Origin of the sequence: Roseobacter cerasinus (genome assembly GCF_009811755.1) — a bacterium.
Taxonomy (GTDB): Bacteria; Pseudomonadota; Alphaproteobacteria; order Rhodobacterales; family Rhodobacteraceae; genus Roseobacter; species Roseobacter cerasinus.
On the sequence record NZ_BLIV01000003.1, the window covers coordinates 80,216 to 104,646 of the forward strand.

At 63.6% G+C, this 24,431-nt stretch carries 21 protein-coding genes; 9 read left to right on the forward strand and 12 right to left on the reverse strand.

The features are described from left to right. Positions 1-132: 132 nt before the first annotated feature. Entirely contained in the window at positions 133-1,452 is a 1,320-nt protein-coding gene (locus So717_RS07930; protein WP_159975813.1) for a cytochrome-c peroxidase, read from the forward strand. 171 nt (positions 1,453-1,623) lie between these two features. On the opposite strand, the gene So717_RS07935 is transcribed toward So717_RS07930, so the two are convergent. Further along, the gene (locus So717_RS07935; RefSeq protein WP_159975815.1) at positions 1,624-3,102 is read right to left on the reverse strand and encodes a CRTAC1 family protein; all 1,479 of its coding nucleotides are present in this window, start codon (positions 3,100-3,102) and stop codon (positions 1,624-1,626) included. Next, the gene (locus tag So717_RS07940; protein ID WP_159975817.1) at positions 3,099-4,358 is read right to left on the reverse strand and encodes an ROK family transcriptional regulator; all 1,260 of its coding nucleotides are present in this window, start codon (positions 4,356-4,358) and stop codon (positions 3,099-3,101) included. Before So717_RS07940 ends, So717_RS07935 begins: the two co-directional genes overlap by 4 nt. A gap of 259 nt (positions 4,359-4,617) precedes the next feature. Between So717_RS07940 and xylF the strand changes: the two genes are divergently transcribed. From xylF to So717_RS07970, 6 genes are all read left to right on the forward strand, one after another. After that, complete coding sequence (xylF, locus tag So717_RS07945; RefSeq protein WP_438810652.1) at positions 4,618-5,607, forward strand: D-xylose ABC transporter substrate-binding protein; 990 nt, start codon at positions 4,618-4,620, stop codon at positions 5,605-5,607. 103 nt (positions 5,608-5,710) lie between these two features. Beyond that, a complete protein-coding gene (locus So717_RS07950) occupies positions 5,711-7,000 on the forward strand; it encodes a sugar ABC transporter permease (RefSeq protein ID WP_159975821.1) in 1,290 nt (429 codons plus the stop codon). Beyond that, positions 7,000-7,746: an ATP-binding cassette domain-containing protein gene (locus So717_RS07955; RefSeq protein ID WP_159975823.1), complete on the forward strand. Its 747-nt coding sequence runs from the start codon at positions 7,000-7,002 to the stop codon at positions 7,744-7,746. Before So717_RS07950 ends, So717_RS07955 begins: the two co-directional genes overlap by 1 nt. Positions 7,747-7,749: 3 nt before the next feature. Beyond that, positions 7,750-9,189: a xylulokinase gene (gene xylB, locus So717_RS07960; RefSeq protein ID WP_159975825.1), complete on the forward strand. Its 1,440-nt coding sequence runs from the start codon at positions 7,750-7,752 to the stop codon at positions 9,187-9,189. Further along, on the forward strand, positions 9,186-10,490 hold the full coding sequence (xylA, locus tag So717_RS07965) for a xylose isomerase (protein ID WP_159975827.1): 1,305 nt from the start codon (positions 9,186-9,188) through the stop codon (positions 10,488-10,490). Before xylB ends, xylA begins: the two co-directional genes overlap by 4 nt. A gap of 12 nt (positions 10,491-10,502) precedes the next feature. After that, positions 10,503-11,432 carry a glucokinase gene (locus tag So717_RS07970; protein ID WP_159975829.1) on the forward strand — a complete coding sequence of 310 codons (930 nt, stop codon included), beginning with the start codon at positions 10,503-10,505 and terminating at the stop codon, positions 11,430-11,432. A gap of 138 nt (positions 11,433-11,570) precedes the next feature. Here the strand turns inward: So717_RS07970 and So717_RS07975 are convergent, their stop codons facing one another. The 10 genes from So717_RS07975 to So717_RS08020 form a co-directional block, all read right to left on the reverse strand. Further along, positions 11,571-13,469 (reverse strand): beta-galactosidase, encoded by a 1,899-nt coding sequence (locus So717_RS07975; protein ID WP_159975831.1) that lies wholly within the window; start codon positions 13,467-13,469, stop codon positions 11,571-11,573. Next, positions 13,466-14,326: an SMP-30/gluconolactonase/LRE family protein gene (locus tag So717_RS07980; protein WP_159975833.1), complete on the reverse strand. Its 861-nt coding sequence runs from the start codon at positions 14,324-14,326 to the stop codon at positions 13,466-13,468. The genes So717_RS07975 and So717_RS07980 overlap by 4 nt, the downstream gene beginning before the upstream one ends. Continuing rightward, on the reverse strand, positions 14,323-14,928 hold the full coding sequence (locus So717_RS07985; protein WP_159975835.1) for a 2-dehydro-3-deoxy-6-phosphogalactonate aldolase: 606 nt from the start codon (positions 14,926-14,928) through the stop codon (positions 14,323-14,325). Before So717_RS07985 ends, So717_RS07980 begins: the two co-directional genes overlap by 4 nt. After that, positions 14,925-15,830, reverse strand: coding sequence for a 2-dehydro-3-deoxygalactonokinase (locus So717_RS07990; protein WP_159975837.1), 906 nt, complete (start codon positions 15,828-15,830; stop codon positions 14,925-14,927). The genes So717_RS07985 and So717_RS07990 overlap by 4 nt, the downstream gene beginning before the upstream one ends. A gap of 3 nt (positions 15,831-15,833) precedes the next feature. After that, positions 15,834-16,604 carry an SDR family NAD(P)-dependent oxidoreductase gene (locus So717_RS07995; protein ID WP_159975839.1) on the reverse strand — a complete coding sequence of 257 codons (771 nt, stop codon included), beginning with the start codon at positions 16,602-16,604 and terminating at the stop codon, positions 15,834-15,836. Between the two features lie 31 nt (positions 16,605-16,635). After that, complete coding sequence (locus So717_RS08000; protein WP_159975841.1) at positions 16,636-18,720, reverse strand: alpha-galactosidase; 2,085 nt, start codon at positions 18,718-18,720, stop codon at positions 16,636-16,638. Next, the gene (locus So717_RS08005) at positions 18,717-19,565 is read right to left on the reverse strand and encodes a carbohydrate ABC transporter permease (RefSeq protein ID WP_159975843.1); all 849 of its coding nucleotides are present in this window, start codon (positions 19,563-19,565) and stop codon (positions 18,717-18,719) included. The genes So717_RS08000 and So717_RS08005 overlap by 4 nt, the downstream gene beginning before the upstream one ends. 1 nt (position 19,566) lies before the next feature. Next, on the reverse strand, positions 19,567-19,935 hold the full coding sequence (locus So717_RS08010; protein ID WP_159975845.1) for an MmcQ/YjbR family DNA-binding protein: 369 nt from the start codon (positions 19,933-19,935) through the stop codon (positions 19,567-19,569). A gap of 64 nt (positions 19,936-19,999) precedes the next feature. Continuing rightward, a complete protein-coding gene (locus So717_RS08015) occupies positions 20,000-20,926 on the reverse strand; it encodes a carbohydrate ABC transporter permease (protein ID WP_159975847.1) in 927 nt (308 codons plus the stop codon). A 130-nt stretch (positions 20,927-21,056) separates the two neighbouring features. Further along, positions 21,057-22,313, reverse strand: a complete 1,257-nt coding sequence (locus tag So717_RS08020; protein ID WP_159975849.1) for an ABC transporter substrate-binding protein — start codon at positions 22,311-22,313, stop codon at positions 21,057-21,059. Positions 22,314-22,553: 240 nt separating this feature from the next. On the opposite strand from So717_RS08020, the gene So717_RS08025 reads away from it, so the two are divergent. Then, complete coding sequence (locus tag So717_RS08025) at positions 22,554-23,345, forward strand: IclR family transcriptional regulator (RefSeq protein ID WP_159975851.1); 792 nt, start codon at positions 22,554-22,556, stop codon at positions 23,343-23,345. A gap of 3 nt (positions 23,346-23,348) precedes the next feature. Beyond that, a complete protein-coding gene (locus tag So717_RS08030) occupies positions 23,349-24,407 on the forward strand; it encodes an ABC transporter ATP-binding protein (protein WP_159975853.1) in 1,059 nt (352 codons plus the stop codon). Positions 24,408-24,431: the final 24 nt, after the last annotated feature.

Here is a 24,431-nt window from a genome sequence, read left to right on the forward strand (position 1 = left end):
GGCCCATTGATGGGATGCAGCTGATCTGCTGCCTTTGTCAAAGGGGCGCAACTTTTCCCCATCGCGCAGGGGTTGAGCACGCTTGCGGTCGACGTGCACGGCTGGCATTCCTGTCAGGGGAGCAGGGAGGACATGCGGGTGCTTCTCAGGATATTGATCGCGACGACGATGATAGGGGCCGGGGCCGTTGCTGCGGGCGACATGCCCGCGCCCGTAACCGATGCGGACTATCTGGAGCTGGACCCCGATCAGATCCGTCTTGGTCACCTGCTCTTCTATGACCCGATCCTCTCGGGCAATCGCAACATCTCCTGTGCCACCTGCCATCACCCGAAGTTTGCCACTGCGGATGGTGTGGCGCTGTCACTGGGAGAAGGGGGCGTTGGCCTTGGTCTGGAACGGCGTGCCACTGCCGAGAACACACCTGAACAGCGCATCCCGCGCAACGCCCCGGCACTGTTCAATCTCGGCGCGCATGAGTTCACCGTCATGTTTCATGATGGTCGGATCGAGGTGGACCCAAGCAAGCCCGGTGGGCTGCGCACGCCCATGGGCGCCGAGATGACCCAAGGGTTCGCCAATCTGCTCTCGGCCCAGACCATGTTCCCGGTGCTGAGCGCGGATGAGATGGCCGGGCACTACAGTGAAAACGATGTCAGCCAGGCCGTTCGCCAAGGGCGCATCACCGGCAAGGGGGGCGCGTGGGATCTGCTGAGCCGCCGGGTGGCGGAGACGCCGGGCTATGCGCCGCTGATCAAGGCCGCGTTTCCGGGCAGCGAGGAACTGACCTTCACGGATATCTCGGATGCCATTGCGGCATTTGTGGCCTTCGAATGGCGCTCTGACAGCAGCCTCTTTGATGCCTATTTGCGTGGGCAGAAGGTGCTTCCGGCAGAGGCGGAGTTCGGGCGCCAGCTCTTCTATGGAGAGGCGGGGTGTAGCTCCTGCCACGCCGGTGCATTCCAGACGGACCACGGGTTCCACGCCATGGGCGTGCCGCAGTTCGGGCCGGGCAAGGCGGCGCGGTTCGAGAGCCACGCGCGCGACTTGGGCCGGATGCGGGTGACCGGTCGCGAGGCGGATGCCTATGCCTTCCGCACGCCATCCATGCGCAATGTCACAAAGACGGGACCCTATGGGCACACCGGCAGCCACGCGGATCTGGCGGCTTTCATCGCGGATCATTCGGACCCGAAGGCTGCGCTTGACCGGTTTGACCCGGCGCAGGTGGTGTTGCCGGAGCTGCCGGGCCTTGATGACTGGCGGCATTTTCAGGACCCGGCAGAACAGGCGGCCCTCCGCGCGTCGATTGGAACTGTGCCGCGCGCATTAAGCGCCGCGGATATCATGGCCTTGGTTGCGTTTCTTGAAGCGCTAGAAGATCCGGAGGCAATTGCAGGCCGGTTGGGCATCCCGGAGGTGGTTCCAAGCGGTCTCGATGTGGATCGTTAGGTCTCTCGCGGGGCGAGCTGCTGATGCCCCGCCCGGTCGACAGACCGGGCATCGCCTGACCTCCAGCCGGAGGGTGATTGTGCCACGTTGCAAGGTGCCGAATGCACGGATTCTGGGTCAGCAATTGCGACATCTTTGTTCTTGTAACGCCCTCCTGGTCGGGCGATGCCCTCAGTGCTTTGGACGCAAAAGAATGCGCTGATCACCCGCCAAACCGGCGTGGATCGTTACGGATCCATCTGGCCATGTGACACGCGCCGTCGCAAAATCCGCGTCTCCAAGCCCGAAGTGCAGTGGCCCGGCTTGCCCGCCCGCATGACCACCGCCAACCGTCACTTCCTGCACCTGTGTCACGCCATCCGCCGTAACCTCGACCAGCGCGCCGACAGCGCGCGTGTTCTTTCCATCCTGACGCAGCTCCACGGCAAGCCAGTGGCGCGTCGCAGGCGTCACGTTTCGATAGAGCTCCATCGGTGCACGGCGGTTCATCACCACCAGATCGAGCTGGCCGTCTCCGTCGAAATCCGCTAGCGCAGCGCCGCGCGACCGCTCGACCGTGGCCACACCCGCCGCAACAGAGCTTTCGACGAATATGCCGTCCGGCTGTTGGACCAGCAGCGTGTTGGGGTCTTCCATCGCCAGCCCCGGCATCTGATCCACATTGCCCTTGGCGATGAACAGATCGGGCCGTGTGTCATTGTTCACATCGCCGAACTCCGCGTGCCAGCCGGTTGAGGGGCGGCCATCATCCCCCACATGCGGGCGCTGTGCTGCGGTTCCGAGGCTGAAGGGCGCGCGGGTGTAGAGCCCATCTGCCCCGGCGATCTGCAGCAGCTGGTCGCCCATGGAGGTGAGCATGACCTCCGACCGTCCGTCACCGGTGATGTCCCGGCTGGCGATGCCCATGCCCCAAAGCTGCACAGTTTCCCACCCGTCCTCCGGGCCGAGAAAACGCCCTTCGGTCAGGTCATACATCTGCTCACTGCCCGCACGGACGTAGTAGTGCCGGTCATTCGACAGGCGCAGACGGGTTTCTCCCGTCGCATCGCGGGCAAAGAGGATTGAGAGCGCGCAGTACCCCGGCGACAGCGTTTCAACGACGAACCGAACACCATCCCAGCGATGCAGGCGATTGTCGTCGCAGGCCTCGAAGGGGCCGTCAGGGTCAGCGCGGTCCACATAATTGCCGATGGCCAGCACCGGGCCGTCCTCAGTCCATGTGGCCGAGAACGCGGTAGACCAGGCGTCGCCGCCATCAAATCCAAGGGCGGCACTGGCGGGCATGAAGCCGCAGGCCCCGTCACCCCGCAGGATCTGGTTTGCACCAACCCGCAGCAGCATCACGTCGAGATGCCCGTCGCCATCCACATCCAGCGGATAGGCCCCGGTGACACCCGTGAATTCGGGCAGGGGGGCTGCTTCAAACCGCATCCCGCCTTGATTGACCATCAACGCTGCGGGGCTGTCTCCGCCAGCGGCCAGCAGGTCGGGCAGCGCATCGCCATTGCAGTCGAAGACCGCGACACCACCACCCACAAAATGTTCCCATCCGCCGGTGTAGCTGTGCGCGGGCAGATTGGCCGAGAGGTCTTCAAACAGCACCTCCGCCTGCGCGGCCTGCGCCATCAGACACAGCGCGAACAGCCTCATCGCCGCCCCTCCGCCATGGCATCCGCAATCTCTGACAGCGCCAGCGCCGCCGCGCCATGCGCCCACATCAGATCGCCCCAGGCGTGGGTCTCGACCTTCTGCGGTGTGGTCATGCGGTTCAACGTCATCTCATGCATCTCGCGCAGCACCTCATCGGCATAGAGATAGTCGTATTGCATCCGCTCCCCCGCGAGGATGATCAGCGGAGGGTCAAAGAGGTTCACCACATTGGCAAGCCCAAGCGCCAGAAACCGACCGGCCCGGCGAAAGATCACCCGGGCGGCCTCGTTGCCGGCCTTGGCCTGTTCATAGAGCTGTTGCAGCATCACATCGGGGGCTGCGGCGTCGGTGTTGGTGGGGTCCAGCGCGGTGGAGGCCTCACGCACCAGCGCATAGTCGGCAATGTAGGCCTCCAGACAGCCGCGCTGCCCGCATTGGCAGAGCGCGCCATCCATCTGCACCTTGGTGTGGCCGATCTCCATGCCCAGCGATCCGGCGCCTCGGTAAAGCCGATGGTTGATCACCAGCCCCATGCCAACACCCTGTTCGATGGTCACCACCGCGAAATCCGCCATCGCACGGCCCTTGCCAAACCACAGCTCGGCCAGAGTCACAAGATTGGCGTCATTGTCGACGGCAACCGGCACGCCAAAGGTGTCTTCGGCCAAGGTACGCAACGGCATGTCGGCGTCGGTGAGCATGGGAGACCAGACCATCTGCCCGCTGGCATGATCGATCATGCCAGGCATGCCGAGGCCGATGCAGGCCACATCGGAGCGGGCAAGCTCTGCCTGCGCAAGCAACGCATCCAGCACTTGACCCGTTTCCTCAAGCACCTGAGCGATGGATCGACGGCGGGGCTGACACGCGAGGCTCGCCTGCGCAAGCGGGCGGCCCGCAGCATCGACCAGCAGGGCGGTGTGTTGGGCGCGCGCCAGCTTGATGCCGACGAAATAGCCGGCGTCCGGTTGGACCGACAGCGCCACGGGCGGACGCCCGCGCGCGCTGCTGCGCGTGGTGTCACTGCTTTCGCGCAGAAGGCCCAGGTCGAGCAACTCCCCCACCAGCGTTGTGATCGACGCCGGGCTGACCCTCAGACATTTGGCCAGATCACTGCGCGAGATCTGCCCGGCGGAGCGAACGGACTCGAACACGCGGTAGCGCAGCGAATCGCTCAGCGTCTCAGCCTCAGGGCGAATCGGGCCACAGCCGACGGGTGTCTCTGCAAGGTCTGGTTGAGAAATCTCCACATTCATTTATTCAGACCTCAAAAATAAATCAGCCAATTTTCCAATTTGGCATCCGTAAATCGCAGAGAAACCAGGGATTGCCTGAAATTTTAGCTCTTGATCCACAAATTTATTTTGACAGCTGAATTAAAACAGTCAATCTTTTTGCGCATGCCACATCAGTTACGGGGCATGAACAGTCAACAGAACTGTCCTTTGGGAGGATATCATGAAGAAAAGAACATTCCTGGCTGCCGCGATGTCGACCGCATTGACTGCGGTCTCCATGGCGCCTGCGGCCTTCGCGGACGGGCACAGCATGACCATCGGTGTCAGCTGGTCCAACTTCCAGGAAGAGCGTTGGAAAACTGACGAAGCGGCCATCAAGGCAGCACTGGATGCAGCCGGGGCCGCCTATGTCTCCTCCGACGCGCAAAGCTCTTCGAGCAAGCAGCTGTCGGATGTTGAGAGCCTGATTGCGCAGGGCGTCGACGCGTTGATCATCCTCGCACAGGACAGCGCTGCTATCGGCCCGGCCGTGCAGGCGGCCGCAGACGAAGGCATCCCGGTTGTGGGCTATGACCGTCTGATCGAGGACCCGCGTGCGTTCTATCTGACCTTCGACAATGTCGAAGTGGGCCGGATGCAGGCGCGTGCGGTGTTTGAGGCGCTGCCCGAAGGCAACTACGTCATGATCAAGGGCTCGCCAACTGACCCCAACGCAGATTTCCTGCGCGGCGGCCAGCAGGAAGTGCTGCAAGAGGCGATTGACGCGGGCAAGATCAACATCGTGGCTGAAGCCTACACCGATGGCTGGTTGCCCGCGAATGCACAGCGCAACATGGAGCAGATCCTGACCGCGAATGACAACAAAGTCGATGCTGTTGTGGCCTCCAACGACGGCACTGCCGGTGGTGTGGTTGCAGCTCTGTCCGCGCAAGGCATGGAAGGCATCCCGGTGTCCGGTCAGGATGGTGACCATGCGGCGCTGAACCGCGTGGCTCTGGGCACGCAGACCGTCTCTGTCTGGAAAGACGCGCGGGACCTTGGCAAAGCAGCCGCTGAAATCGCGGTGGCTCTCGCAGGCGGCACGGCCATGGCAGACGTGGCCGACGCGCAGGAATGGACATCGCCCGGTGGCACCACCATGACCGCGCGCTTCCTGACACCGGTTCCGATCACAGCGGACAACCTCTCGACCGTGGTTGATGCAGGCTGGATCGAGAAACACGCGCTTTGCCAGGGTGTGTCCGGCGGCCCGGCCCCCTGCAACTAAGCCTTACTAAATGAAAACTGCCCCCCGAGATCATCCGGGGGGACACTCTGACGGCTGCGTCCTGGCGCACCCTTTTCCTTGTCTTTGTGCAGGAGCAGTTCCAATGACCGACGTGTCCGCCCCGCAGACCAAGAAACGCACGGCCTTCCAGGCACTGGAACTCGACACCCGCCTGCTGGGTATGATCGGGGCCTTTCTGGTGATCTGCATCGTCTTCAACGTGATGACAGACGGGCGTTTCCTGACCCCGCGCAACATCTTTAACCTGACGATCCAGACCGTCAGTGTGGCGATCATGGCCACGGGCATGGTCTTTGTGATTGTCACCCGCCATATCGATCTGGCTGTCGGTGCGCTGCTGGCGACCTGTTCGGCCTTCATGGCCATGCTGCAGGCGCGCTATCTGCCGGATCTCTTCGGTCTGGGCTTGGGCCACCCGATGATTCCCTGGATCACCATCGCTGCCGGGCTGCTGCTGGGCACGCTGATCGGCGCCTTCCAAGGTTGGCTTGTTGGGTATCTGACGATCCCGGCCTTCATCGTGACCCTCGGCGGGTTGCTTGTCTGGCGCAACGTCGCCTGGTATCAGACCAGTGGGCAGACCATTGGCCCGCTGGACCCGACCTTCACCAAGTTTGGTGGTATCAACGGGACTTTGGGCGCGACCTGGAGCTGGGTCTTCGGTCTCGCCGCTGTGGCTTGGGCGATCTACGCCATGTGGTCCGCGCGCCGTGCCAAGCTGGCGCATGACTTCCCCGTCAAGCCCGTCTGGGCCGAGGTCACTCTCGGCGCCATCATTGCCGCAGGTATTCTGGGCTTTATCGGCATCCTGAACGCCTATGAGATCCCTTCGCGCCGGTTGGAGCGGATGTTCGAGGTGCGCGGTGAAATCATGCCCGAAGGCTTCAGCGCCTCTTACGGGTTGCCCATTTCCGTGCTGTTGCTGATCGGCGTTGCGGTTGTGATGACGCTGGTGGCGCAACGCACCCGGCTTGGGCGCTATATCTTTGCCACCGGCGGCAACCCCGATGCCGCAGAGCTGTCGGGTATCAACACGCGCATGCTGACCGTGAAGGTCTTTGCCATCATGGGCGCGCTCTGTGCGCTGTCGGCTGTGGTGGCATCGGCGCGGCTGACCAACCACTCCAACGACATCGGCACGTTGGACGAGCTGCGCGTGATCGCCGCCGCGGTGATTGGTGGCACAGCCCTCGCGGGCGGTATCGGCACCATCTACGGTGCCATCCTCGGCGCGCTGATCATGCAGTCGCTGCAATCGGGCATGGCCATGGTGGGCGTGGACGCGCCCTTGCAAAACATCGTGGTAGGCACCGTGCTGGTCGCCGCCGTCCTGATCGATACGATCTACCGCAAAAAGACTGGAGGCCGCTGATGACACCTTTATGTGAAATGCGCGACATCTCGATTTCCTTCGGGGGCATCCGCGCGGTTGATGGTGTGTCGATCCATGTGAACCCCGGTGAGGTTGTCGGGCTTCTGGGCCACAACGGCGCGGGCAAATCGACCCTGATCAAGATCCTCTCGGGGGCTTACAAGGCGGACAGCGGCGAGATCTACGTGGAAGGGCAGAAGGCCAATATCTCTAGCCCGCGCGACGCGCGGCGCTACAACATCGAGACGATCTATCAGACACTCGCGCTGGCCGACAATCTGGATGCGGCGTCGAACCTCTTTCTGGGGCGCGAGCTGACCAACTGGGCGGGTTTTGTCGATGACGACCGGATGGAGGCGGAGACGCGCAAGATCATGGCGCGGCTCAACCCCAACTTCCGCAAGCTCAAGGAGCCGGTGAGTGCGCTTTCTGGTGGTCAGCGCCAGTCGGTGGCCATCGCCCGTGCGGTCTATTTCAACGCCAAGATCCTGATCATGGATGAACCCACGGCGGCTCTGGGCGTGCATGAGACTCAGATGGTCGCGGACCTTATTCAGGAGCTGAAGAAGCAGGGTCTCGGCATCTTCCTGATCAGCCACGACACCCGCGAAATGCTGGAGCTGTGCGACCGCGTCTCGGTGATGAAAAACGGGCGGCTCATCGGCACGGAGCGCGTGGAAGACGTGACCGAAGACGACATCCTCAGCATGATCATCATGGGCAAAAAACCGGATCAGGCGGCCTAAACGATGTATCTGGGTCTCGACCTTGGCACCTCTGGCCTGAAGGCGGTTCTGATTGACGCGGATCAGCGCCTTGTGGCGGAGGCGACGGCCCCGCTGACCGTGCAGCGGCCTCACAGCGGCTGGTCGGAGCAGAACCCGGCGGATTGGCTGGCGGCGACCGAGGATGCGATGACGGCGCTGGCGGAGCGGCATAGCTTGGATGCCGTGCGTGGCATTGGCCTGAGCGGGCAGATGCATGGCGCCACTCTGCTCGACGCCGCGGGCGACGTGCTGCGCCCCTGCATGCTGTGGAACGATACGCGCAGCCATGTGGAGGCCGCCGCCTTTGATGCCGACCCGCAGTGGCGTGAGATTACCGGCAACATCGTCTTTCCGGGCTTCACCGCGCCCAAGGTCGATTGGGTCCGCGTGAACGAGCCCGAGATTTGGGACAAGACGGCCAAGATACTGCTGCCCAAGGACTACCTGCGCCTCTGGCTGACGGGAGAGGCCGTGTCGGAAATGTCCGATGCCGCAGGCACCAGCTGGCTGGATACGGGCGCGCGCGACTGGTCTGATGACTTGTTGGACGCCTCTGGTCTCAGTCGTGATCATATGCCACGCCTTGTCGAAGGTTCTGCCGTCTCGGGCCAGCTGCGCGATACGCTGGCCGACCGTTGGGGCCTGCCGAAAGGCGTTGTGGTGGCGGGCGGGGCGGGCGACAACGCTGCCTCTGCCGTCGGCATGGGCGTCGTGAAACCGGGGCAGGCGTTCCTCTCGCTTGGCACCTCCGGCGTGCTCTTCGCCGCAAGTGCGGCCTACCAGCCCGACGCGCCCACCGCCGTGCACACTTTCTGCCACGCGTTGCCCGAGACCTGGCACCAGATGGGCGTGATCCTCGCTTGCACCGACGCGTTGAACTGGTACGCGGGCCTTGTGCAGTCAGACGCCGCCAACCTCACGGGTGATCTTGGCCCCCTGCAAGCGCCGGGCGAGACGCTGTTCCTGCCCTACTTGGGTGGCGAGCGGACACCGCACAATGATGCCACAGCGCGTGGCGCCTTTCTGGGTCTTGGCCACGCCACCGACCGCACCGCCGGCACCCGCGCCGTGCTGGAAGGTGTCAGCTTTGCCTTCCGCGACAGCCTCGATGCGCTGCGCAGCACCGGCACCCAGATCGACACATTGGTGGCTGTCGGTGGCGGCAGCAAATCCGACTACTGGCTCCAAGCCCTCGCCACGCTTCTCGACATGCCGATCGACCTGCCGGAAGCGGGTGACTTCGGTGGCGCCTTCGGGGCCGCGAGGCTGGGCCTGATGGCTGCTACCGGCGCCGGGGCCGAGATCGCCACGCCGCCCGCCACCGCCCGCACCATTGACCCCGTGACCACACTCACATCCGCATTCCGCGAAAAACATCAGAAATACCGCGCCGCTTATGCGGCCCTCAAGGAGGCCCTATGACCGACTTCTTCGCTGGCATCTCGCCCGTCACCTACAGCCCCGACGTGCCAGCCGATCAACTGGCCTTTCGCCACTACAACCCCGACGAGATGGTTGCAGGCAAGCGCATGGAAGATCATCTTCGCTTTGCCGTGGCCTGGTGGCACAGCTTTGCCTGGCCGGGCGGTGACCCCTTCGGCGGGCAGACCTTTGAGCGGCCGTGGTTTGGCGACACGATGGATCTGGCGCGGCTGAAGGCCGATGTGGCCTTTGAGATGTTCGAAATCCTTGGGCAGCCGTATTTCTGCTGGCATGACGCCGACATCCGCCCCGAAGGCGCGACATTTGCCGAGAGCAAGCGTAATTTCGAAGAAATCATCGACTACATCGGCGACAAGATGAAGGCGGGCGGCACGAAGCTGCTTTGGGGCACCGCCAACCTCTTCTCGCACCGCCGTTTCATGGCGGGCGCGGCGACAAACCCGGACCCGGAGGTCTTTGCTTGGTCCGCCGCCACGGTAAAGAACTGCTTGGACGCCACGCACAAGCTCGGTGGCGAAAATTACGTGCTCTGGGGCGGGCGAGAGGGCTATGAGACGCTGCTCAACACCGACCTGAAACGGGAACGCGCGCAGGCGGGGCGCTTCCTGCAGATGGTCGTCGACTACAAGCACAAGATCGGCTTTGACGGCGCGATCCTGATCGAGCCCAAGCCGCAGGAGCCCACCAAGCATCAGTACGACTACGATGTCGCGACGGTTTATGGCTTTCTCAAGGAGTTTGGCCTCGAAGATGAGGTTCAGATGAACATCGAGCAGGGCCATGCAATCCTGGCGGGGCACAGCTTTGAGCATGAGCTGGCCACGGCGGCGGCGCTTGGCATCTTCGGCTCCATCGATATGAACCGCAACGACTACCAATCCGGCTGGGACACCGACCAGTTCCCGAACAATGTGCCCGAGGTGGCGCTGGCCTACTACGAGGTGCTGAAAGCAGGCGGGTTCACCACCGGCGGTACCAACTTCGACGCCAAGCTGCGCCGCCAGAGCCTTGACCCGAAGGACCTGATTGCCGCGCATGTGGGCGCGATGGACATCTGCGCGCGAGGTCTCAAGGCCGCAGCCGCCATGCTCGAAGACGGTGGTCTTGAAGCGGCCCGTGCCGCACGCTATGCGGGATGGGAGGCGGAGCAGAGCCGGAGCTGGCTGACCTCCGCGTCGTTGGATCAGATCGAAGCGCAGGTCGCAGGCGGCGGCATCGACCCGCAACCACGCTCCGGTCAGCAGGAGATCCTGGAGAATTACGTCAGCCGCTTTGTCTGAGGACACGAATTCATGGCCCTGATCCTTGCCGATGTGGGAGGCACAAACGTCCGCTTTGCCTGCGCGCGCGATGGGCAGATCCAGCCCGGGCTGACGCGGCGCTATCAGAACGACGACTACGGCAGCTTTGACGATGTGCTGGCGGCCTATCTGCAGCATGCTCAGGTGCATAAGCTGGAGGCGCTGGCCATAGCGGTGGCCGGGCCGGTCACGGCGCAGACCGCGCGGCTGACCAACCGGGGCTGGAGCTTCGATGCCGGTACGCTGGCCACGCGGCATGGGGTGCAGCGTGTCGGATTGCTCAATGATCTCAGCGCTTTGGGCTATGCGCTCGACAGCCTCGGACCGGACGGCACGGAGGTGGTTGTCGACGCGCCCATGGCCGAGGATGACCAGCGGCTGGTGATCGGCGCGGGTACCGGGTTCAACGTCAGTCCGGTGTTGCGGGTGGCGGGCCAGACAGTGTGTCTGCGCGCCGAGGCAGGGTTGGGCAGCCTGCCGACCCGTGTTGCAGAGCACCTGCACGCCTATGTCGGCCCCACCGCGCCTTGGGTCCGCTGTGCGGAGGATGCAGTGCGGGGGCCTGGGTTGGCTGAGCTTCATGCTGCTGCGACCGGTGGGGAGAAGATGGACGCACGCGCTGTGATTGATGCAGCCAATCAGGGAGATGTGCAGGCCACCGCGTCGGTCGAGACCTATGCGCGGATGCTCGGGGCCTTCATTCAGGATCTGAGGCTGCTCTACATGCCGTCAGGCGGAATTTTCCTGGCCGGATCCGTTGTGCGGGGTCTGCTGACCACATCGGCGCGGGCTTTGTTCGAAGAGGTGGTCAGCGCGCCGCCGACGGTCAAATCAACCCTGCCCCCGGTTGCGGTTTCGGTGATCACCCAGGATGAGGCGGCGCTGCTGGGGTGTCTGGCCTACGCCAAGACGCATACCTAGCTCTAGGTGTTTTTCTTAGGCGCTGGGAAGATCGGACAGGGAAGCGCCTTTCCCCCATCGAGGGGGGCAGGCGCTGCCCGGCTGTGCCCGCCGGGCGGACCCAGTACACCCGTTCGGATCAAATCACGAACGGTTGCCTCAGATCCCCCACCAGGAGACATCTGCTGATCGGATAGTTTTTCCTTGGAATTCAACCAGATCCGGGCCGTAGTTGAATGCAAACCTGTGGGTTGCCGTGTCGCGCAGGCGCAACCCCTCCGGCAGTGTCAGCACGGTCAGACCCGCCTCTTTCGCCAGCCCGTGTATGATCCGTTCCCACAGGTCTGCATCGGGCCAGGCGCCAAGATACTGCAGCCGCCTGTTGCCTTTCAGAACCGCCTGGCCCGTCTCGGCCTGCAACAGCGTCTCGGCTGTGCCGTCGAGATCCTCCACCCAGTGCTGCACCGTGCCACCGCCGATGACCGCACGCGTCACATGTGGCGGCAGGCTTTCGACGCGGGTTGCCGTGACATCGAGGCCGCGCAGCGCCGGGCCCATGGGTATTGGGATGCGCAGCTCCTCCGTCACGGCGTTGCTGCGCGGGCCGACCAGTGCCACCGTTTGGGCCAACGCCTCCTGCAGCGCGTCCGGGACCGTGGCGAGACCGGGGGCCAGCACCAGCGCGTAGGCGGAGAGGTCCGTCACCGTCGAGGGCAGGATGTCGATGGAGAAGCCGCAACGCCGCAATGCCCGGTAGGCGTCGAGCATCAGGCGGAAGTAGCTGAAATCTTCGCCCTGCGGCAGCGTGGCCCAGGCCCAGTCCGAGGGGTAGTCGAAGATTAGCGCGACAGGGGCTTGCTGCAGCGCGATTTGAGGCATCTCGGCGATCTCGCGGCCCACCTGTGCGGCCTCGGCCAGCCCCGGCGCGGGCGCATTGTCGGGGCGTTTCAGCCCTGCGTGCATCTGCTCCTGCGCGAAAGGCGCCTGCCGCCAGCGGAAATAGCTGACCACCTCGGCGCCATGGGCAAAGGCCTCCCAGCTCCAGAGCCGCACCATGCCGGGCAGGGGCGCGGGGTTGTGCGGGGCCCAGTTCACCGGGCCGGGTTGCTGCTCCATCACCCACCAGCGCCCGTCGCGGCCCACCGCGCGGTAGAGGTCGTGGTGAAAGGCCTGCATGTCCGGGTCGCCTTGCTGCAGATAGCGCGCCTTGTGCTCGGCGCTGCCGTCCAGCCGGTCCGATAGGAAGCCGATCGGGTAGCTGTCCCAGCTGGCGATGTCGATGGAAGCGCCGACTTCGAAGTGGTCGAAATCGAGCACCCGACCCATGTAGTTGTGGATGAGCGGCGCGTCGGTGTGGGCGCGCAGGGCGGCCACCTGTACCTCGTGATAGGCCACCACCTGATCGGAAGAGAACCGGCGAAACGCCAGCTCGTGGCTTGGGTTTGGTTGCGTCACCGTGAGGTTCGGCAGGTCGATTTCGTCGAAACTGCGATACTCCATTGACCAGAAGACATTCCCCCAGGCTTCGTTGAGCGCGTCGATGGTCCCGTAACGCTCTGCCAACCAGCTGCGGAAGGCGTCGCGGGCCGCCTCCGAGTAGGACAGGATCGTATCATGACAGCCATATTCATTGTCGATCTGCCAGGCGTGGACGCGGCCATCACGCCCATAGCGGTCCCCCAGCACCTCGGCGATCTCACCACTGGCACGCCGGTAGCCTGCGTGGCTAAAGCAATAGTGCCGCCGCGAGCCGAAGCCGCGCGGGTGCCCCTGCGCGTCCACCGCCAGCATATCGGGAAACCGCTCCAGCATCCAGCGCGGGGGCGTGCAGGTCGGCGTGCCGAGCACGATCTTCAGGCCCGCACGGCTGAGCACGTCGATGGCGCGGTCGAGCCAGTCAAAGGCGAACTGACCCGGTTCCGGCTCAATGCGGCTCCAGGCAAATTCACCGATCCGCACCCAGGAGATGCCCGCCGCGACCATCTCGGCGGCGTCCTGCGCCCACATCTCCTCGGGCCAGTGTTCGGGGTAGTAGCAGACACCCAGCGCGCGGTTCATAAGATCACCCTTGGTTCCGGCAGCCCCTCCGCGATGTTGTGCAGAGCGAAAGTCTGGCCATGCGGGCTTTGATCATGCGCCACATCGGCGGACAAGCCCTGCCGGGCGCTGGTGACATAGAGCGTGCGGAACTCCGCACCGCCAAAGGCGGGGCAGGTGGTGTGCAGCCCGGGCACGTCGACCGCCCGCAGGAAGCTGCCGTCCGGCGCATAGGCTGCGACGCGCGCAGCGCCCCATTGCGCGATCCAGATTGTGCCATCCTTGTCCACCACCGCGCCATCCGGGTTCAATCCTTCCTCGGAGAGGTCCAGGAACACCACCGGGGCGCCCTCGGGCCAACCGTCCTTGTCGAGGGCCACGCGCATCACCTGTCGTGTCGATGTATCGGTGAAATAGGCGCAGCTGCGGTCGGGCGCAAAGCAGATCGCATTGGGGATCGTGATGTCGCCGAATAGCCTTTGCAATTTGCCCCGATAGAAGCGATAGATCGCGCCAGCACGAAGTTCCGCCATACGGCCCATGGTGCCGATCCAGAAGCCGCCCCAGGGGTCCGCGCGCCCGTCGTTTGAGCGGGTCACGGCATTGTCCTGCTCCAGCCCGCAAAGCCGCGTCTTGCTGCCGTCGGTCAGGTCGAACCGCCACAGCGCGCTGGCCGAGGCGATGAGCAGCGTATCAGCGTCCACCCATCCGGCCGCCGACACGGGCTCGTCAAAGCGCCACTGCAGCGGGTCGGAGGCATCGCGGCTGAGAAGCCTGTAGCGCATGATGTCGAACCAAAAGAGCTGCCCCCGCTCCGGGTGCCAGAGCGGGCCTTCGCCCAAGATGCAGCGCCGGTCGTCAAAGACCTGCGCGCTCATCCGATCGCCTCTTTGTAGGCGGCCACGATGCGTGCCGCACGCTCCTCCACATCCGCGACGCTCACGCCCGGTTTGTAGAGCGCCGAGCCGATGCCAAAGCCGTCCGCACTGGCGGCGATCCACTGATCGAAGTTCTCCGGCCCCGCGCCGCCCACGGCGTAGACCAAGGTGCCCTTGGGCAGGATCGGGCGCATCGCGGCCAAACCGACCGTGCCCGCCATGGCGCCAGGGAAGAGCTTCAGCCCATCCGCCCCCGCCTGCAAGGCTGTGAACGCCTCAGACGGCGTGAAGACCCCCGGCCAGCTCTGCAGTCCCAGCGATTTGGTTGTCTTGATGACATCTGCATCGCAGTTTGGCGAGACAATCAGCTTGCCGCCAACCTCAGCCACCGCCTTGACGTCATCCACGGCCAGCACCGTGCCCGCGCCGATCAGGGCCTGATCGCCAAAGCTGCGGGCCAGCGCGCCGATGCTCTCCAGCGGGTCGGGGGAGTTCAGCGGCACTTCGATCTGTGTGATCCTTGCGGCGATCAGCGCCTCACATATGGCGGGAGCTTCGGCGGGGGTAATGCCGCGCAGAATGGCGATGATGGGCAGGGTCATGTCAGAGCCTTTGTGTTGCGATAGGCGGCCGTGAGCCCGGCCAGTGTGGCTTTTTCGGTATCAACGAGCATCGCCTCGACGCCTTGCGGGCGCAGCGCCTCCTTATAGGCGCGGGCTTGATCGCCCAGGCCCAGAATGGCGATGTTCTGGCCCAGCCAGTAGGGGCGCGCAGCCGCAAGTTCCGCGCCGATCAGCAGGCCGGAGAGGGTGGCGCGGGTCACCGGCGTCTGGGTGCCCTGCAACAGGTTGCCGGCCCGCAGGCCAAAGAGCCGCGCCGCCAGCGCCTCGGGCCTCGACATGGCGTTGCTGACGGCGTCGGCAAAGGCGTCGGCATCCCATCCCTCGCTGTCCAGCGAATGGCGCAGCACCGATTGCGTGCTGATCAGGGCAAAAAGCTCACCGCTCATGAAGGTCTGAAAACTGACCACTTCACCCGCGCTCAGATGCACCCACTTGGTGTGGGTGCCGGGCATGCAGAGCACCCCGTCCCAGCCCGGATTAAGCGCGAGGAACCCCGCAACCTGGGTCTCCTCTCCGCGCATGACGTCCGCGGGGTTGGCCTGTGACAGGCCGGAGACGACGCGCACATCCAAGGGGCGGGCGGTCGGGGCCCGCGTCAGGGTCTCGGCCAGCGGCGTGCAGGGCACCGTGCGATAGGGCGCCTCGACCCAGCCCTGGCGCGAGCCGACCATGCCACAGGCGATCACGGGCACAGGGTCTGGTTCTACCCAGGCACCAATCAGCGCCAGCAGCGCGGGTTCAAACCCGTCCGCGCTGAGTTTGCCCATGCCATCGTCAGACTGTGCCCGCGCGAGCACCGTGGCGCCCTGCATCGCATAGGCGCGCAGGTTGGTGGTGCCCCAATCGACGGCAATCCAGTCCGGTGTCACGCGCTCGCCCATCCCTTACCCTGTCGTCACAACGCCGCCGTCGACGACCATGCACTGCCCCGTCATCATCTTGCTGGTGTTCGAGGCCAGAAACAGCACCGCGTCGACAATATCCTGCGGCGCGAGGTGGGTTTTCAGGCACTGCCGCTCCAGATGCGCGGCCAGGCCCTCGGGTGTCGCCCATTTGTCCAGCTGCTTTTCCGTCAGCACCCAGCCGGGGGCCAGCGCATTCACGCGGATGCCGTCCGGCCCCAACTCGCGCGCAAGGCTGCGAGTCAGGGCGGTGATGCCACCATTCGCCGCCGTATAGGCCGGGTAGCCCGTGTTCCCCATCATGTAGCTGATCGAGCTGAAGTTGATGATGGAGCCTGCGCCGCGCTCCTGCATCATCGGGGCCACGGCTTGCGCGGCAAAGAAATAGGCCTTGAGGTTGACCGACATCAGGAAGTCCCATTCCTCCGAGGTCACGTCCTTCCAGTTATGCCGCTTGTCATTCGCTGCATTGGAGACCAGCGTATGGATCGGACCGTGCGCCTCGGCGGCTTCAGCGATGCTGCGTTGAAGGCCTTCGGTGTCCGTGATGTCGCCCTGGAAGAACAGCGGGCGGCTACCGTGCTTGGCCTCCATCTCGTCGACAAAGGCGCTGGCATCCGAGCGCCCGATGAAAGCGACCTTCGCGCCTTGTGCCAGGAACCCATCCGTCAGGTCTGCGCCAATACCGGAGCCGCCGCCGGTGATATAGACGGACGCGCCTTCTAGATCGTGGAATGTGGCTGTTTTGGTCATGAGGATACCTCGTCAGTCGCGTGCGAAAGGGTCATAGCCGTTTGCCCTCCAGCACCCAAAGGGTTTCGGGATAGCTCCAGGGCAGGGCGATCCCATTGTGCATCAGCGCGGCCCCGGTCAGGGTCAGCGGCCCGTCTTTCAACGCCGGGCTGCCGCGCGACAACTCGGTGGCATCCGCGCGATTTCGCAGGCTGATTTCATAGCGTGCGTCCGGGTCCAGCCGTGTGAGCCGCAGCGGGCGCGGTGCGATCTGGCGCGAGGTGCCGGACTTGCCCGCGAAGATCACGAATTGACTGCCGTCGCGAGTCATCTGCTGCTCGGCGATCACCGAGGTGTCGGTGGCATCGAGCCGCAGGATATCCGCCCCGTACATCCAGTCGCGGTTTTCCTTCCACCAGCTGGTCACGTCACGCAGCACCTCCGCCTCATGCTCAGTCAACTCGCGCGGGTCCATCTCGAACCCCAGATGCCGCTGGGCCGCCACCCAGGCGCGGAAGGAAATATCGAGGATGCGCCCCGAGGTGTGGCATTTGCGCGGGCCCACATGGCTGCCGGTCACGGCGGCGGGCAGGAAGAGGGCCGCGTTGTGCTGCATGTGCAGCCGCTCCAACGCGTCGTTGCTGTCCGAAAGCCAGACCCGCTGTGTGCGGCTCAAGATGCCAAAGTCGATGCGTCCGCCGCCCGAGGCACAGCTTTCGATCTCCACATCCGGGAAGTCGCTGCGCAGCCGGTCGATCAGTGCGTAGGAGCCGCGCGTCTGATCTGCATCGGGCGCGGGCAGCACCCGGTTGTGATCCCACTTAATATAGTCGATGGGATGCGCGCGCAGCAGCGCCGAAATCCGCTCGTAAAGGAACTCCCGTACCTCGCGGAGCCCCATGTTCAACGCCTTCTGCTGACGCCCGAGGATCTGGTCTTCGGCCCCCAGCGCCCAGTCGGGATGGGCGCGGTGAATATTGCTGTCGGGGTTGATCATCTCCGGTTCAAACCAGATGCCAAAGGCCATGCCCTGCCCATGCACATGGTCGATCAGCGGGCCCAGCCCGTCCGGATACTTACGCGGGTCCACCTCCCAATCCGAGAGCGAGGAGGTGTCATCGTCCCGCTGCCCAAACCAGCCATCGTCCAGCACAAAGCGTTCCGCGCCGAGGCTTGCGGCTCGGGTCGCGATGTCTTTCAGCACTGGCAGATCATGGGCGAAGTAAACGGCCTCCCAGCAGTTGTAATGCACCGGGCGCGGGCGGCCCGGTTTCGTCCAGGTCACGATCCGATCCCGCAGGTGCCGCTGGAAGGACACCGCACAGCCGTTGAACCCATCGGACGAATAGACGGCATAAAGCGGCGCTGTGCGGAACTCGGTGCTGGGGGCCGTCTCCATCCGGGCGGCATGTCCGAACTGGATTTGCCGGCGACCATCCGGGAGTTCTTCAGCGATCATCCGGTGACCACCGGACCATCCGTAGTGAAAGGCAAAGGCCTCGCCTGTCGCATTGGTCGCGCCCCGGCAAGGCACGATCAGCCCCGGGAAATGCTCATGACCCGTGCGCCCTGTGCGGTTTTCGCGATAGCGGATGCCGGGCGACCAGGCGGTGCGGTTGAGCTGGAACTCGCCACACCAACGCCCCGCCACGTCGATCACCTCATCCGACTGCTGCGGCGCGGGGAGCACAGGCGCCGCTAGCCAGTGCAGGTGCAGGGGCCGGTCGGAATTGATCCGCGCCGAGAGCGCGATCACATGCGTGTCCGGGTCCAACACGAAATCCGCCGTATAAGTCAGCCGGTTCCGGGCATCCTCGCAAGTCACGGTCAGGTGTTGCCCGGCCTCTACCACCTCGCGCAGCTTGAACGCAGGCAAAAGCGGCGCACCATCGCTGTCGCGCACGATCAACCCGGGCTGGCCGGGGAAGGTGCGCGATGCCTCGGGGCAGATTGATAGATCCGGGTTTTCATCCAGCATACCGCCCGTGACGTCGAGCGTCACAGCGGCTGCCAGTTGCGCCAGATCCTCCCCCTCAGGCAGCGGCGGCCCCCAATAGATCACCTGGGGGCAGCGTCCGCCTGTGGAGGCAAGGACCAAGGTCTGGCGATCATCGTCCAGACGCCAGTGTGTTGTCACTTTACGGCCCCCAGGGTCAGACCTGCGATGAAGTGCTTCTGCATCAGGAAGAACATCAGCACCGGGGGCAGGGCGGCCACAATCGAGCCCGCGCTCATCAGGTGATAGGCCGCACGGAATTGCGCGTTGAAGCTGGTGATCCCCGCCGTGACCGGTTGGCTTTCGGGGCCCTGTGTCAGCACCACCGCCCAGAAATAGTCATTCCAGATGAAGGTGAAGATCAGCACCGAAAGGGCCGCAATCGCAGGCTTCATCAACGGGATGACCACGTACCAGAAGATCTTCCACTCGGCGATGCCCTCGACCCGCGCCGCCTCGACCAGCTCATAGGGCAGCGCACGGATGAAGTTGCGCATGAAGAGCGTGCAAAAGCCGGTCTGGAAGGCGATGTGAAAGAGCACCAGACCCGTCTTGGTGTTGTAAAGCCCCATGTCGAGCGTCAAGTCCCGCACCGGCACCATCAGGATTTGGAAGGGCACGAAGTTGCCTGCCACAAACATGAAGAAGACCCAGATGTTCGACTTAAACTTGTAGATGCCTAGGGCAAAGCCCGCCAGACAGCTCAGCGCCACCGCGCCGATCACCGTCGGCACCGTGATCAGCACCGAATTCAGCATGTAGCGCGGCATGTCGGAGTTGAAAAACACCTGCCCGTAGTTGTTGAAGAGCTCAAAGGACGAGGGCAGCCCCCAATAATTCCCTTGGGTGAAATCCACCGCCGGTTTGACCGAGAAGACAGCGACGGCGATCAGCGGCAGCAGCCACATGATCAATGCGACGGGCAAGAGCGACTGATAGGTCAGCTGCCAGGAGCGTGGGGTTTTTTCAATCGGTGTCGGGAACATCTCAGCACTCCTCCGGCAGGGGCGGCAGCGCGGCCTGCGCCGTCTTGGTCAGGCCGCCGCGAATGGTTGTGTAGGAGACGGCCACGCGGTGCTTGGCCTCTTCCGGGTCCAGCGTCGGCAGGTCCAGCCGCACCCAGGCGCCGCGGAAATAGGCGGGTTTTCCCGCCGCCCCGCTCTCGATCAGCATGCGCGCCATCTCGGTATCGGCACAGCGCACCACCACATGATCATCATTGGTCGCACGCTGATCGGTGTGCCCAAAGCAGGCAAACATCTTGCCGCCGATCTTCCAGGCATCCAGCTCCCCAGGGCCAGACAACACAGCGCCGGGCTGCACCGCGCAGAGGTCATCGAACTCGGGCCGGGTCATGCGCGCGCTCCCTTCATTCTTCGACAAATACTCCCGCCAGAGGCGTCACGACGCCGCAACGCGTTCATCGGCCCTTCTCCTCGGACCACATGGACCACAGGAAATAGGCAATGAAGACCAGCATGATCAGGAACAGCACCACCGCGATGGCCGCGCCATAGCCCATGCGGAAGCCATATTCGCTGAGCGCCTTCTCGAACATGTAAAAGCTCAGCACCCGCGTCTGCCCGAACGGCCCGCCGTTGGTCATGATCGAGATAAGGTCAAAGCTCCGCAGCGCGCCGATGATGGTCACCACAAATGCGATGAAGGTGGCAGGGCGCAGCTGCGGAATGATGATGTACCAGAGCATCCGCCAGCCCTTGGCCCCATCCAGGCGCCCGGCTTCGATCTGCTCGGGGTCTACGGCGTTCAGACCGGTGAGATAGAGGATCATGCAGTACGCCGTCTGTGGCCAGAGGCCCGCGGCGATAATGCCATAGGTCGCCATCGTGGGGTCGCCAAGCACGTTGACCGGTCCGAGCCCAACAAGGCCCAGCACCCCGTTCAACAGCCCCTCATTCGGCAGGTAAAACCAGGAGAAGACGAGGCCCACAACCACCTGGGACAGCACAAACGGAAAGAAAAACAGAGATTTATAAATGCGAATGCCCGTGACGGTCTGGTTCAGGAAGAGCGCAATGAAGAGCCCGCCCGGGATCGCCAACAGATAGAGCAGCAGCCACTTGAGGTTATTCCACAGGGACACTTCAAAGGCAGAGTCGTCCATCAGCTCGACGTAGTTCGCCATGCCCACATAGCGCGCCTCGCCCAGACCGTCCCAGTCGTAGAAGGAGATCGCAATCGACTGGTAGATCGGCCAGATCACATAGAAGGCAAAGAACAGGATCGCCGGGGCGAGGAACAGCCAGGGCGTGACCGCAATTTCGTTACGCTTGTACCAGCCACGGGCGGGAAGGGCAGTGCTGGGAACGGCGGGGGCGTCGGTCATGATTGGTCTCCTGCGGAGCGTGCCGCTGTAGCGGTATCATGGGCCCTCGCGAAACGCTCGGGCGGGGGCCGGGGGGCGCGGGGCGGCGCGCTTCGCGCGCCGCCCCGCGCCCCCCGGCTTGGCGTTGCACCTAGTTGTAGACGCGCTCCTGGACCTTATCGAGGCGGTTGAGGATGTCGTCGAGGTTGTCCGGGAAGACCATGAATTCCTGCAGACCCTGCATGGCTTCATTGGCCATTTCCGCCGGGAAATCCCGGTCAAAGAACTGCGCCACACCACCCGGAGAGTTCTCGGACAGCATCGCAAAGCCCTCGTTCAGGAACTTGTCGTCATCCACGGCGGATTTTGCATTCACCGGCAGTTGGCCAAGGTTTTCACCGCTGTTGATCTCAGTCTGAACATTGGCCGAGACCACATAGCGCAGGAATTCCCGGGCGTTGTCCTTATTCTTGGCGTTGGCCGGGATGTGGAAGGTATCCGTCGGCGCGTCTTCCGCCAGCGCGATGCCTGCCGTGATTTCCGGGAACTGGTAGAAGTCCAGCTTGCTGTCATCCAGACCCGCTTCGCGCAGCGGTGCCACGGCAAAGTTGCCTTTCAGGATCGCGGCGGCTTCGCCGTTCACGATGAAGGGCAGCGATTCCTGCCAGCTGTAGTTCTGGTGGTTCTCGACAAAGGCGCCCATGTCGATCAGCTCGCGCCAGTTGGCGAAGGTCTGGCGCACGCGGTCATCGGTCCACTTTACCTTGCCCTGGGCTAATTCCATATGGAAATCAAAGCCATGCGTCCGCATGTTTAAGTAGTCGAACCAACCGCCCGCGGTCCAGAGGAACTTGGTGCCGATGGTGTAGCACTTGCGGCCCGACTCGATGATCGCCGCACAGTTCGACTTCATCTCGTCGAAGTTCACAGGCTCGGACAGCCCCAATTCGTCGTAGATGTCTTTGCGGTAGTAGATGCCCCACTGGTAGTAGGTGTAGGCCACGCCCCACTGTTTGTCGTCAATGGTCATCGCCCCTTTGGTGGAGGCCAGCGCCTCGGCAATCTCGGGCTCCTGCCACAGGTCAGAGACATCCTCGAACAGACCCGCTTCGACAAACGGCGTCATCCGGTTGGCCGCGTACCACGTGGCCACATCCGGCGCATCCGCCGTCAGAAAGTTGCGGATCTGCGTCTTATAGGCGTCGCGGTCGATGATGGTGGTCTCGATGTTCAGATCAGGATGCAACTCCTGAAAATCCGCGATCATCGCTTCCATGGTCGCGCGGGGCGCCGGGTTCGATGTGTCGAGGAAAATTGTCAGATCCCCAGTCAGCTCAGCCGCCGCAGCGCCGGCAAGCATGGTGGATCCCGCCAATGCCATGAGCATTGTCTTGGTGGTGAAACGCATGGTGTCCTCCCTCAGGTACGTGCGTGTATGTCCTCCCCGGCGCCCATAATGAGTTCCATTATTTGAAACCGAGTTTTATATATTGAAAACTACAGCGCAATCTGCTTAGCCTGTCAACAGTGTTCTTCGGGAAACTGACGGCACGGCGCAGCCTGCACGGAGGCGGAAAACCTTACAAACCACTGGTTTGTCGGTGATTTTCCGAAACGCAGGTGGTTCGCGCACAACGGGAGGAAGCCTATGTCCGGCGACGGCACGGTTGGCAAAGCATTGGACGTTCTGGATCAGGTGGCCGCATACGGCCAGCCTGTGCGCTTTGCGACGCTGCTGGCTGAGAGCGATTTTCCCAAGGCGACGCTCTACCGGTTTCTGCAGACGCTGACGAACCAGGGCATGCTGGAGTACGACCCGGAGCGTCAGACCTACGCGCTTGGCGTGCGGCTCGTCCGGCTCGCCCATGCCGCCTGGACGCAAAGCTCGCTCGCGCCGCTCGCGCGCCCGTTCCTCGATAAGCTCAGCGCCGAGACCGGGCAGACGGTGCACCTGGCGCAGCTCGACAATGCGCAAGTGCTCTATGTGGACAAGCGCAACGCCGCCCAGCCGGTCGAGATGTTCTCGGACGCAGGCAAGGTCGGCCCGGCCTATTGCACGGGCGTTGGCAAGGCGATGCTGGCCTTCCTGCCGGAGGAGCATCTGGAGCGGGTGATTGCGCAGCAGAGCTTTCACCGCTTCACCGCGCACACCTATACGACGCCCGAGGCGCTCTGCGCCGAGCTGGCCGCGATTCGCTCCCGCGGCTACGCCTTCGACCGCGAAGAGCACGAGCCCGGCATCATCTGCATTGCGCATCCAATCCTGACCGCGACCGGCCGGGTGCTGGGCGCGATGTCGATCACCGGCGCGCTGCAGGCCACCGATCTTGAGCAGCTGGAACGCTGGGCCCCGCGCCTTCAACGCACGGCTGAGGCCATCGCGCAAGAAGCGCAGACCTGGCGCTTTCCAGACACCCACTTTCAACACACGGGGACCTAAATCATGACAGGCGTGACACTGAACCAGGCCATCAAACGCTACGGCGATGTGCAGGTGATCCACGGGATCGACCTGCAGATCGAGGACGGCGAGTTCTGCGTCTTTGTGGGCCCCTCGGGCTGCGGCAAGTCCACGCTTTTGCGGATGATCGCGGGGCTGGAGGAAACCAGTGACGGCAAGATCGCCATTGGCCCCCGCGACGTGACGCGCATGGACCCGTCCGAGCGCGGGGTGGCGATGGTGTTCCAGACCTACGCGCTCTACCCGCATATGTCGGTCAAGGACAACATGGGCTTCGGGCTCAAGATGAACGGCGTGCCCAAGGGTGAGATTGACGAGAAGGTGCAAAAGGCCTCCGACATTCTCAAGCTGGATCAATACCTTGACCGTAAGCCCAAGGCGCTTTCCGGTGGGCAACGCCAGCGGGTCGCCATTGGCCGCGCCATCGTGCGGGGCCCCGAAGTCTTCCTCTTTGACGAACCCCTGTCGAACCTAGACGCCGAGCTGCGTGTCGAGATGCGGGTGGAGATCGCCCGGCTGCACAAGGAAATCGGCGCCACGATGATCTATGTGACCCACGATCAGGTCGAGGCGATGACGCTGGCCGACAAGATCGTGGTGCTGCGTCTTGGCAATATCGAGCAAGTGGGCGCGCCGCTGGAGCTTTACCGCGACCCGGACAACAAGTTCGTGGCCGGTTTCATCGGCTCGCCCGCGATGAATTTTCTCAATGGCACCGTGGTCGAGGATGGGATCGACGTTCCCGGGCTGGGCCGCACTGTGGCTGTTGATGCCACGCTGCCCGCTATTGGTACGCCTGTCGTCTTCGGCATCCGGCCCGAGCATATCGACGTGCAGATGGGGCAGGGTGCGTTGAAGGCGGAGTTGTCCGAGGCGCTTGGTGGGGTGAGCTACCTGCACCTCGACACGCCGACAGGTGAGCGGATCATCGTCGAAGAACGCGGCGACGAGCGGGCGAGTGAAGGTGACACGGTCGACATCACGTTCGAGACGCGGCGTGGCTACGTATTTGACGCCAAGACGGAGCAGCGCATCCGGTAAATCAGTCGACTGCCACAAAGTAGC

What these genes read in the sequence shown, in the direction of transcription:
- So717_RS07930 (WP_159975813.1), top strand. Translation starts at nt 133, where the DNA reads ATGCGGGTGCTTCTCAGGATATTGATCGCGACGACGATGATAGGGGCC.
- So717_RS07935 (WP_159975815.1), bottom strand. Translation starts at nt 3,102, where the DNA reads ATGAGGCTGTTCGCGCTGTGTCTGATGGCGCAGGCCGCGCAGGCGGAG.
- So717_RS07940 (WP_159975817.1), bottom strand. Translation starts at nt 4,358, where the DNA reads ATGAATGTGGAGATTTCTCAACCAGACCTTGCAGAGACACCCGTCGGC.
- xylF (WP_438810652.1), top strand. Translation starts at nt 4,618, where the DNA reads ATGGCGCCTGCGGCCTTCGCGGACGGGCACAGCATGACCATCGGTGTC.
- So717_RS07950 (WP_159975821.1), top strand. Translation starts at nt 5,711, where the DNA reads ATGACCGACGTGTCCGCCCCGCAGACCAAGAAACGCACGGCCTTCCAG.
- So717_RS07955 (WP_159975823.1), top strand. Translation starts at nt 7,000, where the DNA reads ATGACACCTTTATGTGAAATGCGCGACATCTCGATTTCCTTCGGGGGC.
- xylB (WP_159975825.1), top strand. Translation starts at nt 7,750, where the DNA reads ATGTATCTGGGTCTCGACCTTGGCACCTCTGGCCTGAAGGCGGTTCTG.
- xylA (WP_159975827.1), top strand. Translation starts at nt 9,186, where the DNA reads ATGACCGACTTCTTCGCTGGCATCTCGCCCGTCACCTACAGCCCCGAC.
- So717_RS07970 (WP_159975829.1), top strand. Translation starts at nt 10,503, where the DNA reads ATGGCCCTGATCCTTGCCGATGTGGGAGGCACAAACGTCCGCTTTGCC.
- So717_RS07975 (WP_159975831.1), bottom strand. Translation starts at nt 13,469, where the DNA reads ATGAACCGCGCGCTGGGTGTCTGCTACTACCCCGAACACTGGCCCGAG.
- So717_RS07980 (WP_159975833.1), bottom strand. Translation starts at nt 14,326, where the DNA reads ATGAGCGCGCAGGTCTTTGACGACCGGCGCTGCATCTTGGGCGAAGGC.
- So717_RS07985 (WP_159975835.1), bottom strand. Translation starts at nt 14,928, where the DNA reads ATGACCCTGCCCATCATCGCCATTCTGCGCGGCATTACCCCCGCCGAA.
- So717_RS07990 (WP_159975837.1), bottom strand. Translation starts at nt 15,830, where the DNA reads ATGGGCGAGCGCGTGACACCGGACTGGATTGCCGTCGATTGGGGCACC.
- So717_RS07995 (WP_159975839.1), bottom strand. Translation starts at nt 16,604, where the DNA reads ATGACCAAAACAGCCACATTCCACGATCTAGAAGGCGCGTCCGTCTAT.
- So717_RS08005 (WP_159975843.1), bottom strand. Translation starts at nt 19,565, where the DNA reads ATGTTCCCGACACCGATTGAAAAAACCCCACGCTCCTGGCAGCTGACC.
- So717_RS08010 (WP_159975845.1), bottom strand. Translation starts at nt 19,935, where the DNA reads ATGACCCGGCCCGAGTTCGATGACCTCTGCGCGGTGCAGCCCGGCGCT.
- So717_RS08015 (WP_159975847.1), bottom strand. Translation starts at nt 20,926, where the DNA reads ATGACCGACGCCCCCGCCGTTCCCAGCACTGCCCTTCCCGCCCGTGGC.
- So717_RS08020 (WP_159975849.1), bottom strand. Translation starts at nt 22,313, where the DNA reads ATGCGTTTCACCACCAAGACAATGCTCATGGCATTGGCGGGATCCACC.
- So717_RS08025 (WP_159975851.1), top strand. Translation starts at nt 22,554, where the DNA reads ATGTCCGGCGACGGCACGGTTGGCAAAGCATTGGACGTTCTGGATCAG.
- So717_RS08030 (WP_159975853.1), top strand. Translation starts at nt 23,349, where the DNA reads ATGACAGGCGTGACACTGAACCAGGCCATCAAACGCTACGGCGATGTG.